The 11,988-nt window shown below is 64.6% G+C and carries 13 protein-coding genes; 12 read left to right on the top strand and 1 reads right to left on the bottom strand.

The genetic code is table 11. From position 1 onward, the window contains the following. The first annotated feature begins 32 nt into the window (after window positions 1–32). Complete coding sequence (locus KIT02_RS00080) at window positions 33–503, top strand: hypothetical protein (RefSeq protein WP_297580662.1); 471 nt, start codon at window positions 33–35, stop codon at window positions 501–503. Window positions 504–595: 92 nt separating this feature from the next. Here KIT02_RS00080 and KIT02_RS00085 read toward each other — a convergent pair whose 3' ends face one another. Then, the gene (locus KIT02_RS00085) at window positions 596–2,761 is read right to left on the bottom strand and encodes a PBP1A family penicillin-binding protein (RefSeq protein WP_297580664.1); all 2,166 of its coding nucleotides are present in this window, start codon (window positions 2,759–2,761) and stop codon (window positions 596–598) included. Between the two features lie 134 nt (window positions 2,762–2,895). Between KIT02_RS00085 and KIT02_RS00090 the strand changes: the two genes are divergently transcribed. The 11 genes from KIT02_RS00090 to KIT02_RS00140 all read left to right on the top strand — a co-directional run bounded on the left by KIT02_RS00090 (window position 2,896) and on the right by KIT02_RS00140 (window position 11,975). Then, entirely contained in the window at window positions 2,896–3,351 is a 456-nt protein-coding gene (locus tag KIT02_RS00090; RefSeq protein WP_297580666.1) for a YcgN family cysteine cluster protein, read from the top strand. 175 nt (window positions 3,352–3,526) lie between these two features. Then, window positions 3,527–4,150, top strand: a complete 624-nt coding sequence (locus tag KIT02_RS00095) for a diguanylate cyclase (RefSeq protein WP_297580669.1) — start codon at window positions 3,527–3,529, stop codon at window positions 4,148–4,150. Between the two features lie 207 nt (window positions 4,151–4,357). Beyond that, window positions 4,358–5,623 carry an Hsp70 family protein gene (locus tag KIT02_RS00100; protein WP_297580670.1) on the top strand — a complete coding sequence of 422 codons (1,266 nt, stop codon included), beginning with the start codon at window positions 4,358–4,360 and terminating at the stop codon, window positions 5,621–5,623. 51 nt (window positions 5,624–5,674) lie between these two features. Further along, window positions 5,675–6,895, top strand: a complete 1,221-nt coding sequence (locus KIT02_RS00105; RefSeq protein WP_297580677.1) for a DUF2254 domain-containing protein — start codon at window positions 5,675–5,677, stop codon at window positions 6,893–6,895. A gap of 376 nt (window positions 6,896–7,271) precedes the next feature. Continuing rightward, entirely contained in the window at window positions 7,272–7,694 is a 423-nt protein-coding gene (locus KIT02_RS00110; RefSeq protein WP_297580679.1) for a hypothetical protein, read from the top strand. Continuing rightward, a complete protein-coding gene (locus tag KIT02_RS00115; RefSeq protein WP_297580681.1) occupies window positions 7,672–8,931 on the top strand; it encodes a terminase family protein in 1,260 nt (419 codons plus the stop codon). Before KIT02_RS00110 ends, KIT02_RS00115 begins: the two co-directional genes overlap by 23 nt. A 30-nt stretch (window positions 8,932–8,961) precedes the next feature. Then, a complete protein-coding gene (locus KIT02_RS00120; protein ID WP_366520572.1) occupies window positions 8,962–9,315 on the top strand; it encodes a GIY-YIG nuclease family protein in 354 nt (117 codons plus the stop codon). A 73-nt stretch (window positions 9,316–9,388) separates the two neighbouring features. Next, window positions 9,389–10,549, top strand: coding sequence for a phage portal protein (locus tag KIT02_RS00125; protein ID WP_297580683.1), 1,161 nt, complete (start codon window positions 9,389–9,391; stop codon window positions 10,547–10,549). A gap of 94 nt (window positions 10,550–10,643) precedes the next feature. After that, the gene (locus KIT02_RS00130; RefSeq protein ID WP_297580685.1) at window positions 10,644–11,024 is read left to right on the top strand and encodes a hypothetical protein; all 381 of its coding nucleotides are present in this window, start codon (window positions 10,644–10,646) and stop codon (window positions 11,022–11,024) included. 238 nt (window positions 11,025–11,262) lie between these two features. Next, window positions 11,263–11,631, top strand: coding sequence for a hypothetical protein (locus tag KIT02_RS00135; protein ID WP_297580687.1), 369 nt, complete (start codon window positions 11,263–11,265; stop codon window positions 11,629–11,631). Then, the gene (locus tag KIT02_RS00140; RefSeq protein ID WP_297580690.1) at window positions 11,631–11,975 is read left to right on the top strand and encodes a hypothetical protein; all 345 of its coding nucleotides are present in this window, start codon (window positions 11,631–11,633) and stop codon (window positions 11,973–11,975) included. The genes KIT02_RS00135 and KIT02_RS00140 overlap by 1 nt, the downstream gene beginning before the upstream one ends. Window positions 11,976–11,988 lie beyond the last annotated feature (13 nt).

Raw genomic sequence — 11,988 nt, forward strand, 5'->3', positions numbered from 1 at the left:
CCGAATTGCGCGCCACGGGAGGGATGAACCGCATGAGCGTGTTGCGATGGGCAATGGCCGGGCTGCTGCTTCTGGCCGCGCCGGTGGCCCTGGCCAAGGACAAGCCGGCCGGCGAAGCAGGCACCGATCCCCTCTCGGACTGGGTCGGCGTCTGGGCCGCGAGTGCGGAGCAAACAGTGACCATTACCCGCACGGCTGAAGGCCTGTTTATCGACGGCTTCGCCACCTGGGGCGCCAGCGATCCGGCCCGTGTCGAGATCGGCGCGGTCAATATGGGCGAGTTCAGCCTGGAACTGCCCGAAAACTGGGTCGGGGCGGATGGCAGCGTCAATTTCACCGTCGGCGAAGAGGGGCCTTTGCCGCCCGAGGCTGCGGGGCAATACGATTGCGTGATCGGGATGCTGCTGGAATTGCCGGTGCTCAAGGTGACCGACAACGGCTATTGCGGCGGCATGAATGTCACTTTTTATGGCGAGTACCGGCGGCACAAGAAGGGCGGATGAGGGGCTCTCACCCCCTCCCTTGATCCCTCCCTCAAGGGGGAGGGTGTCGACTGGGACCTCACGGCAAGACCAGTTCGGCCGACGATAGCGTTCTATAGACCGGTTGTGGGGCTTGGCGGGGCGATGCTGGCTGTGTCGCCGGCGGGCTGGGTGCCCGACAGGGTCGATTCGAGCCGGGCGGCCAGGTCGAGCAATTTGCGCGCGGCGGCCGGCTTGAGGCTTGGGGGGCGCTGCTCGGCGGTTTCCAGATCGTCTTCCGGCGCGGCATCGGCGACAATGGTGGGTTCGAGGGTGAACTCGACGCCCAGCACCGGCTTGATCTCGGCATTGGTGTGCGCGAAGGCCATGAATTTCTGCCAGGCAATGGTGGGCAGCGTGCCCCCGGTCAGATCGTTGGTGGGGCGATAATCGTCATTGCCCAGCCAGACGGCGGCCACGTAATTGCCGGTGAAGCCGGCAAACCAGGCATCGCGATAGGAGGTCGTGGTGCCGGTCTTGCCCAGGGTCGGCACGCCTTCGATCTCGGCGCGCCGGCCGGTGCCGCTGGTGACCACGGCGCGCATCATCTGGTTCATGTAGATGACGGTCTGTTCGGACAGGACCCGTTCCTTGGGCGCATTGACGTCATGCTCGAAGACCGGCTGCTCATTGAGCGTGGTCATGCGGGTAATGCCATAGGCCGGGGTCTTGAGCCCGTCATTGGCAAAGACCGCATAGGACGAGGTCATGTCGAGAACCGAAACCGAGGCGACGCCCAGGGCCAGCGAGCGGGTCACCGGATATTCGGCGCGCAGGCCCATGCGATGGCTGAGCGCGGCGATGGGCTCGCGGCCGGTCTTGATGGAGAGGGTCACCGGAACGGTGTTGATCGAAGACGCAAAGGCCGCCAGCAGCGTGGTCTGGCCGCGATAGTTGCGGCCGTAATTCTGCGGGCACCAATCGCCGATGCAGACCGGGCGGTCGGAAATGGTGTCGGAGGGTTTGAGGCCAAGCTGCTCGAAGGCCTCGGCATAGACAAAGGGCTTGTAGGACGAGCCGGGCTGGCGGGTGGAGACAATGGCGCGGTTGAACTGGCTCTTGGCGTAATCGGTGCCGCCGACCATGGCGCGGATGGCGCCTTCGGTATCGGTGACGACCATGGCGCCCTGTTCGACCCGGTATTGCTCGCCCTGCTCGCGGATGACCGAATTGATGGCCTCTTCGGCATATTTCTGCAGGGTGGTGTCGATGGTGGTTCGGACGACGAAATTATTGCCGGGCGCGTTGTTGGCCTCGATCAGGGTCTTGGATTCTTCAAAAGCCCAGTCGAGGAAATAATTCGGCGAATTGGCTTCGGCGACGCGATCAATGGGGGAGGCGGGGTGGCGGCGTGCGGCGGTGACCTGCCCTTCGGTGAGGAAGCCGGCGGCGACCAGATTGGTCAGCACCACATTGGCGCGGCCGCGCGCGGCGGCGAGGTCGATATGCGGGGCCCAGCGGCCGGGCGCCTTGTAGAGACCCGAGAGCATGGCCGCCTCGGCCAGGGAAATATCCTGGATGCGCTTGCCGAAATAATAATCGGCGGCTGCGACGACGCCGAAATTGCCGCCGCCCATATAGGCGCGGTCGAGATAGAGTTTTAGGATCTCGTCCTTGGAATAGTGCCATTCGAGCCAGACCGAGAGGAAGGCCTCGACAATCTTGCGCTCGATGGTGCGCTCGGAGGAGAGGAAAAGCTGCTTGGCCAGCTGCTGGGTGATCGAGGAGCCGCCATGCAGGCTGGTATCGCCGGTGGCATTGGTCATCAGGGCGCGCAAGGTGCCCAGCACGTCGACACCGAAATGGTCGTAGAAGCGGCGGTCCTCGGTGGCCAGGGTCGCCTTGATCAGATAGTCCGGCATCTGATCGAGGGCCACCGAGTCATCCGAGCGGATGCCGCGACGGCCGATCTCGCTGCCGAAGCGATCGAGAAAGACCACCGAATAATCCTCGGCCTTGTTGAGCACGCCGCGATCGATGATGTCGAAGGCCGGAAGCGCCAGCGCGACCATGAGCACGCAACCGATGGCGCCGAAGGTAAAGGCGTCGGACAGGACCTCGACGATGAAGCGCTTGATGCCGGTGACGTGGAAACGCCCCATGAAATCCTGGAAGCGCGTATAGCCCCGGCCGAGCGCATGCCAGAACTCGTAAAGCGAGGAATCGAGCCAGGCATCGGCCGCCAGCATGCCGCCGCCTTGCTTACGCTTTTTTTCCTTGGTGTAGAACGGATCCTGCACGCTTGCCTCGGGCCCCAATCCACCGGACCATTGTCCGGCTCCGGGGATAATGCAACACAATCGCTGCAATATGATTGAAGCGTGCGCCCGACTAGCGCAAACCCGCAACATTGTGAACGCGGCAGGGACGGTGAATGGCCTTCTGGGAAGAAAAAGCACTGGAAGACATGACCCCGGCCGAGTGGGAAGCACTCTGCGACGGCTGCGGGCGCTGCTGCCTGATCAAACTCGAGGACGAGGACACTGGCACGCTGATCACCTCGGACGTGCGCTGCCAGCTGCTCGACGGGGACAGCTGCGCCTGCACGGATTATCCGAACCGCCAGAAGAAAGTGCCCGACTGCATCAAGCTGACGCCGGACAATGTGCGCGAAATTGCCTGGATTCCCACGACCTGCGCCTATCGGCGGCTGGCCGAGGGCAAGGGGCTGGCCTGGTGGCATCCGCTTGTCTCCGGCGATCCGCAGACCGTGGTCGATGTCGGCGTATCGGTGAAGGGCCGGACCTTTCTCGAAACCGAGATCGACCCGGAGGAGTGGGAAGAGCACGCGGTGGACTGGCCCGAATGGGAACCGCCGGATCACCTCTAGCGCAATAGTTCTGATTGAATCTGAACGATTGCGCCAAGGTCTTGAGTGGTCGCGTTTTCGAACCAGAAAAGTGGTGCCCACTTTTCTTGAAAACACTCTAAGGGCAAATGCTTACCTGGTGTTAACCATAGTGTGGCCAGATCGGGCCCGACAAGAACTGCCCAGGACAGGCGCAATGACAGTGGAAACGGCGGGTGATCGGGACGGCTTGTGGTCGCGGGTACGTGCGGCCCTGACGCGACGCCCCGGTGCCGACGTTCCCGCCTATGGCGTCTCGGCCATTGCCGAGCGCCTGCCGCGCAAGAATCGTCCCAGCCAGCAGATCGACGAAGCACTGCGCGCCGGCTGGAAGCTGGGGGCGGAGCGGCATGTGTCGCTGTGCGTCCTGGCGCTCGAAATGGACAATGCCGCCGAATATCTCGCCGCCTATGGGCGGGAGGAACTGGACGATGCCCTGGCCCGCCTGCAGGGCGCCGTTGGCGCGGTGCGTCCGTGCCTGCGCTCGGGCCGCTCCGGCTTCGTGATCGTGCTGCCCGACATGCCGGTGCTGATGGCGCGTGAACTGGCCAGCAAGATTGCGGTGGCCGTGCGGCGCGAAGGCGTGCCCAACCGCACCAGCCATGCCGGCCAGGTGACCCTGAGCATCGGCCTGGCCGCCATCAATCCGCAAGGCGGGCTCGACCGCACCGTGCTGACAACCGCCCAGCAGGCGGTGAAAAAGGCGCAACGCCGCGGCATCGGGCGGTTGGAAGTCGCCGACCTGCGCGACAAGGCCGACAAGCGCAAAAAGGCCGCCTGAGCGGTTCTGTCTTTCGCAGAGAGTTGGAGAGACCCCCACCCGGCCTCCCCCTGGAGGAGGGGGAGGAGAAGGGGTGTTCGCTGCTGACTGCGGGGCAGACTCGCCGCGACTGGGGGCGGGAACGGGCTTGCTTGCCATCCCCTGCCAATTTGCCTAGAACGCCCGTCCTCCTGCGCCCGGCGCATTTCCTTGTCATGGATGGCGACGATGACCCAAGCTTGCGGCCTCGACTTTGGCACGTCCAACTCCACCCTTGGCCAGGTCGATGGCGCCGGGGTGCCGCGGTTGCTGGCCCTGGAAGGTGGTAGCCAGACCATTCCCAGCGTCTTGTTCTTCGGCTTCGAGGACGACAGCCTGCATTTCGGGCGCGGCGCCGTCGGTGAATATGTCACCGGGGCCGATGGGCGGTTGATGCGTTCGCTCAAAAGCGTGCTGGGCACGGCCCTTTTTGCCGACAGCACCCGCGTCAAGGCGCGGCGGCTGGGATTTGGCGAGATCATCGGCCTGTTCGTGGGCGAGGTGAAGCGGCGGGCGGAAGCGCAGCTGGGGGCGGAACTGACCAGCGTGGTCATGGGGCGGCCGGTGCATTTCGTCGATGACGACACCGAGGCCGACCGGCAGGCGCAGGATCAGCTGGAAGCCGCGGTGCGCGGGCAGGGCTTTTCGGAGGTCGCATTCCAGTTCGAGCCGATTGCCGCGGCGCTGGATTTCGAGCGGCAGGTGTCGCGCGAAACGCTGGCCCTGATCGTCGACCTGGGCGGCGGCACCTCGGACTTTTCGCTGGTGCGCGTGTCGCCGGACCGGGCGGGGGCAGCGGACCGGACCGATGACATCCTGGCGACGGCGGGCGTTCATATCGGGGGCACCGACTTCGACCGGCTCCTGGCGATGAGCCGGGTGATGCCGGAACTGGGACTGGGCTCGCGCACCAGGGACGGGAAGCGGCACCTGCCGGTGGCGCCCTATTATGACCTCTCCACCTGGCACCGGATCAACCGGCTCTATGACGCCAAGGCGCTGCGCGACCTGCGCTCGACCATGCGCGAGGCGGTGGAGAGTGAGCGGGTAGAAACCATGGTCATGCTGGTCGAAGACCGGCTGGGACATCGCCTGATCGGGGCGGTGGAGGCGGCCAAGATCGCCCTGTCGGACCACGAGCAAACGGACTTCACGTTCCCGGTGCGGGAGCGCAGCATCGCGACGCTGATGACAACCCGGCACCTGGGAGAGGCGCTGGCCGATTCGGTTTCCCGGCTGGAACAGACCATTGGCGAAGTGCTGAAACGCGCCGGCGTTGGCGCCGAGGCCGTCGACAGCCTCATCCTGACGGGCGGCTCGACGCTGGTGCCGGCCGTGTCGGGGCGGTTGCGGGCGCTGTTCCCCGGGGCCGAACTGGTACGCACCGATGTGCTCGGCAGCGTCGGACTGGGACTGGCGCTCGAGGCGAGGCGGATTTTCGGGCCGCAAGGGTAGCCTGACGCAACCAAACCGGGCCAGAGTGCTTGTGCATTGGACGGGGGATGTATGAGCGAATTTGCCTTCAAGCTGCGCCAGATCGTGCAGCGCATGTGGTTCCTGCCGGCGGCCTTCTCGCTGCTGGCCGTGCTGATGCTGGTCATTGCCTTTGGCACCGCGCGGCTGATTCCGGACGAATTGCCGTTCACGCTGCCCTCCAACGCCGTCGAGACTATATTGACGGTGCTGGCATCGAGCCTGCTGACCGTGGCGGTGTTTGCCCTCTCGACCATCGTGAGTGCGCTGGCGAGCGCGTCGTCATCCACCTCGCCGCGGGCCGTGCCGCTGATCGTCGGCGATCGCAGTGCCCAGACCTCGATCTCGGTGTTTATCGGCGCCTTTCTCTTCGCCATTGTCGCCATTATCGGGCTGTCGGCCGGCATATACAGCGATGCCGGGCGGCTGGTGCTGTTCGCGGCCACTCTTGGGGTCGTGGTGCTGGTGGTGGCGGCTCTCATCCGCTGGATCGGGCAGATTTCCGCCATCGGCCGCGTCGCCCAGACCATCGAGCGGGCCGAAGAAGCCGCGGCAGGCGCCTTCCGCGATGCGCCGGGGCAGGGCCTGCTCGGGTGCCGGCGGCAGGAGGAAAGGGCCGAGGGCGAACCGGTCTTCTGCAAGGAGATCGGCTATGTTCAGCACATCAACGTGTCGCGATTGCAATCGCTGGCCGAGGAACATGACCTACAACTGGCCATTACCGCGCGGCCGGGCGCCTATGCGGCGCCGGACCGGCCGCTGCTGGTGGTGACAGGGGGCACCCTGGCCGACGAGGTGGCCGAAAAGCTCGGCAATGCCTTTGTGACCGGACGGGCCCGCAGTTTTGACAATGATCCGCGCTTCGGTCTGATCGTTCTGGCCGAAATTGCCGGCAAGGCGCTTTCGCCCGGCATCAACGATCCGGGTACGGCGATTGCGGTGATCGGCGCGATGGTGCGGGTGCTGGCCGAGCGGCCCATGGAGGAAGACGAGGTGCGGTTCGACCGCGTCACCATGCCGGCGCTGGACCCCGACGACCTGATGGCCGATGCCTTTCGTCCCATTGCCCGGGACGGGGCGGGCTCGATCGAGGTCATGCTGCGCCTGACCGCCGGTCTCAAGACATTGGTTCGCTATCGCCCCGACCTGGAATCCTCGGCCAGGGGCATGATCGGCGATGCGCTGGAGCGCGGACTGTCCAAGCTGGACGCCGAGAGCGACAAACTGGCGCTGAAGGCGGCGGCGGAGATTTAGCGGCTGTACCGATAGTTTGAGGCCCTTCACCCCCGGCCCTCTCCCCAAAAGGGGCGAGGGGGCGATGGAGCCGATGGATTGGGGATTGGTGACGTTCGCCCGTGGCGTTATTGCGAAGGCTGGATCCTGCTGTTTTCGGAAACCAGAGGCTCCCGCTTTCGCGGGAGTGACTTCGTGTGGCGGGGCCCGATTTTGCCTGCGGCCGGTTGCTGCCATTCGATCGCAGGTCTCATGGCCTTCTCACCTAAAATCGGTCCACTGGACCGATTTTTCCTGTGGCCGGTTCGAAGTTATCCCCGTGTGACGCGGGTGCTGTATTGTTCAGGCATGGTCGACGAATTGGGTCCATCCCGGCGTCGAAAACCGGAACTCGCTCATGGACATCGACAGCATGGAGGCCCCGCCGGCGCAACCGGACTGGGGCGTCATCCGCGCCGAATATGAGAGCCGCCAATTCATCCCGACGGTGATCTGCCGACGCCACGGCGTGACCTTGTCGCAACTGCGCTACCGCCGGGAGGTCGAGGGCTGGACCAGCATCAAGATGCGGGTGCCCACGACCGCCAAGCTGGTGGCGCGCATGCTGCGGGTGCTCGAAGGACAGATCAAGGAACTGGAGCAGGCAATGGACAGCCCGATCGACAAACAGGCCAGCGTTCTGGCCAGCCAGGTCAAGACGCTCGACAAGCTGATCGAGCTGGGGGCCGCCGAACGCAATGTGGAGCCGCCAAGCAAGCGGGACATGACCGATCTGCGGGCCAAGCTGGTCAAGCGCCTTGATCAGTTCAAGGCACGCTAGCTCGCAGGCCCAGGTCGACAGCCTGAGCGACAAGGAGGCCGAGGCCGCCTATTTCTTCTGGCACTACTGGGCCTTTCCCAAGCAGCTGCCGCCCGAAGGCGACTGGACGACCTGGCTGCTCATGGGCGGGCGCGGCTCGGGCAAGACACGGGCCGGCGCCGAATGGGTGCGGCAGCTGGCCCAGCAAAAGGTCAGCCCCATTGCGCTGGTGGGCGAAACCATGGCCGAGGCGCTCGACATCATGGTGCGCGGCGAAAGCGGCCTCATCGCGGTGCATCCCGACCATGAGCGGCCGCTGTTGAAGGGCAATAACAAGCTCTACTGGCCCAATGGAACCGAGGCGACGATCCTGACCGCGTCGGACCCGGAACGGTTTCGCGGGCCGCAATTCGCGGCCGCCTGGTGCGACGAAGTCGGCAAGTGGCCCAATGCCGAAGCGGCCTGGGACATGCTGCAATTCGGGCTGCGGCTGGGCGACAATCCGCGCCAACTGGCAACGACGACGCCCCGCGCGACGCCGCTGCTGCGACGCTTGCTCAAGGACGAGCGGACGAGGGTGGTGACCATGGCCACTGCCGAAAACCGGGCGCATCTGGCGCCCAATTTCCTCGATGCCGTGGTGGCGCGCTATCGCGGCACCGTGCTCGGGCGGCAGGAGCTGGATGGCGAGATGATCGAGGATCGGCTCGACGCGCTCTGGCAGCGTGGGATGTTCCGCACCGCGACGGGCGGCGCCGATGGCCGGATCGTGGTTGCGGTGGACCCGCCGGTGACCGGCACGGCGCGCTCGGATGCCTGCGGTGTCGTGGTCGCGGGGCGGCAGGGGCAGGGCGCGGTGGTGCTGGAAGACGCAACGCTGCAGGGCATCAAGCCCGATGTATGGGCCCGGCGGGCCGTGGCGGCCTATCGCGCGCATGAAGCCGATTGCATCGTCGTCGAGGTCAACCAGGGCGGTGACCTGGTGCGGCAGGTGCTGGCGCAGGTCGATGCTTCGGTGCCGGTGCGCACTGTGCGCGCCAGCCGCGGCAAATGGGTGCGCGCCGAACCTGTGGCGGCGCTCTATGCGAGGGGGCTGGTGGCCCATGTGCCGGGACTGGCGGCACTCGAGGACGAATTGTGCAGTTTCGGGCCCGATGGCAAGGCTGATGGCCATTCGCCGGACCGCGTGGATGCCCTGGTCTGGGCGCTGACGGAACTGGTGCTGAACGAGATGCGGCCGCGGGTGCGGGGGGTGTAGATGATAATTGGTGCGCGGTGATGGACGCGATTGACCAACGAGATCGGTGCTGCCCTCGGGCTTGACCCGAGGGCCGCTACGGGCGCCAATTGCGGCATGGCTTGGGTCTATTTCATGGCGAACCGCAGGTTTGGCACCATCTATGCGGGGGCCACGAACAATCTTGTTCGCAGGGTGTGGGAGCACAGGAGCGATGTGGTTCCCGGATTCACCAGGACACACCAATGCCACCTGCTGGTCTGGTTCGAAGAACACCAGAGCATCTACAGCGCCATGCAGCGGGAGCATAATATCAAGCACTGGCGCCGGGACTGGAAAGTCGCGCTGATAGAAGGCGTCAATCCGGAATGGGACGACCTCTACTTCCAGGTCGCGCCGGGTTGAGGCAGGCCCTCGGGTCGAGCCCGAGGGCAGCATTGTGGTTGTGGCGAGAACACGGCCTAGAGGAACCTGAAACATGCCAAATCTCTTCAACCGCCTGTTTGGCGGACGAACCGGTGCGCCGGATGAAACCAAGAGTTTTGCCGGGCACACCATGCTGACGCTGAGCCAGCTCGGGCCGGCGCAGTGGAGTGGGCGCGGCTATGCCAGCCTGGTCAATCAGGGTTTCATGCGCAATCCGGTGGTCTATCGCTGCGTGCGGCTGATTGCCGAGACGGCCAACCGCGTGCCGCTCAAGGTGAGCCTGGACGGCCAGGCGGTGGATGAGCATCCGCTGGCGGACCTGTTGGCGCGGCCCAACGGACGGCAATCGGGACCCGAATTGCTCGAAGCGGTCTATGCCTATTTGCAGACCGCGGGCAATGCCTATCTGCAGGCCGGCATTGTCGATGGCGCGGTGCGCACGCTCTTCGTGCTGCGGCCCGACCGGATGAGCGTCGTCGCCGGGCGCGACGGCTGGCCGGTGGCCTATGAGTACAAGGTCGGGGGCCGGGCGACGCGGCTGAGCCAGGAGGCGCTGCCGATCCCCTCGGTGCTGCATATGGCGCTGTTTCACCCCATGGACGACCACTATGGCATGGGGCCGCTCGAGGCGGCGCAGACCAGCCTCGACATTCACAATGCCAGCGCGCAGTGGAACAAGGCGCTGCTCGACAATGCGGCGCGGCCCAGCGGGGCGCTGGTCTATTCGGCCGGCAATGGCAGCCTCACCGACGAGCAGTTCAACCGGCTCAAGGAAGAGCTCGAACAGCAGTTTTCGGGCTCCGGCAATGCCGGCCGGCCGATGGTGCTCGATGGCGGGCTCGACTGGAAGGCGCTGGCCATGAGCCCGCGCGACATGGATTTCATCGAGGCGCGCAATGCCGCCGCGCGGGACATTGCGTTGGCCTTCGGCGTGCCGCCCATGCTGCTCGGCATTCCGGGCGACAACACTTATGCCAATATGGCCGAAGCCAATCGCACGCTGTGGCGGCAGACCCTGGTGCCGCTGGTGGTGCGCGTTGCGCAGGAGTTGAGCGGCTGGCTCGGCCCGGCCTTCGAAGGCGCGGAGATTGTGCCCGATTTCGAGAAGGTCGAGGCCCTGGCCGAGGACCGCGCGGCGCTGTGGGAGCGAGTGGGCAATGCGGGTTTTTTGAGTGACGAGGAGAAGCGGGCGATGGTGGGGTTGGGCGGGTGAGGAGCGGTGATGCGACCAAGCCCAAAAGGCGCAGCGCAGTTTATCTTTCCCAATGGAATGATATTGCGTTTCGATTTGTTGCCCGGCCGATATCTTGGCAATCAAACGCCTCGCATCAATCTCGAATATGGTGGCGTTAACCACCACATTATTCTCAAGTGAAGCCGGAGTTGAACTGACCATGCCCTACGATTTCAACCGGTTCGAGCGATCGGCCAGCAGGCTCAAGGATCTTGGCCGCTGGCAGGACGCGCTGGAAATCTATCTGTTCATGGCCGATGGCGACCCTTCGCTGGATGCCGGCTATCTCGGCATGAGCATCGCAGAATGCTACGAGGCGATGGGGCGGGTGCGTGAGGCGAAATATTGGCATGGGCGGGCGGTGGAGGAGAATCCGGGCGTATGGGCGTCAAGCGAGGAAGCCCTGCGGCGGATCGGCGATCTGCCTGTCGAGCATTTGCTGATCACGGATTGAGATTCACTTCCGCCTGAGGCCGCCATCGCGTTCGGGATGCGCAGAAATTGACTGCTTTCGGCCCCCTTACGGGGGCTTCTTTATTGCCCGGAGGGTCCCATGGACAGTCTCACCACCACCATCATCGAGCGTGGCGACCTGGCACATCTGGCGCTGTTTCTCTGGGCCAGCGGTGCGCTCGCTGCGAGCGGCGAGGGCCTTTTGAGCTGCGCTCGATGATGGGACGGGGAAGTACGTAATGGGACGAATTGACCGGCACATGCTGAAGGCGCTTGGGTCCGAGATCAGGCTGGCGACCCTGTCGCTGAAGCTGGATGTGCTGGTGGCGCTGCTGGAACGGCGCTACCGTCCGGATCAGCCAAGGGCGCCGAAAGGGACTCGCGAAGGTGGGCAGTGGATCCCTGACGGCCGCATACCGACCGGTCCGAAGGTCAAAGTCGCCTTGGCGGCAGTACTTCAAACGCAAAGGGTAGGTCTTGGTGACTACGGTCTTGTTCGGCACTGCATCTATCTGGACATGCTCGGACGCCAGTTGACGCGGGAGATTGATGCATCGAAGATTTGTCCGCCGACGATCAAGGCCCCTCCATATGATGGAACCCTGTGATGCTGCGCATAGCCAATATTTCTGCCACGGTTCGAGCGGCTGAATTGCTCGATCAGCAAAGGGTCATTTTCCGGCCGCGCGATCCGGGCGATGCGTTTGCGCTGACATTCATATCGAGCTTCGTGGATGAGCGTGGGTCGATAGTGGCCGGTTTCGTTCCCGGCTATACCGCAGACTCAGTCTCGCCGATGAATCTCAGCGATATGTGGGCGCTCGGCCAACCAAGTGGGGCGCCGGAATTTCTGTTCATGCCCAAATTCAGATGGCGAGCTGATGAACGTTATCTGATCGACGTGGCGAGCGAAGCCTTCGATTTGTTCTCGATCGGCCCCAAGGGGCCATGATCATCGCGCGGCG

This window comes from Devosia sp. (genome assembly GCF_025809055.1).
In the GTDB taxonomy this organism is placed as follows: domain Bacteria; phylum Pseudomonadota; class Alphaproteobacteria; order Rhizobiales; family Devosiaceae; genus Devosia.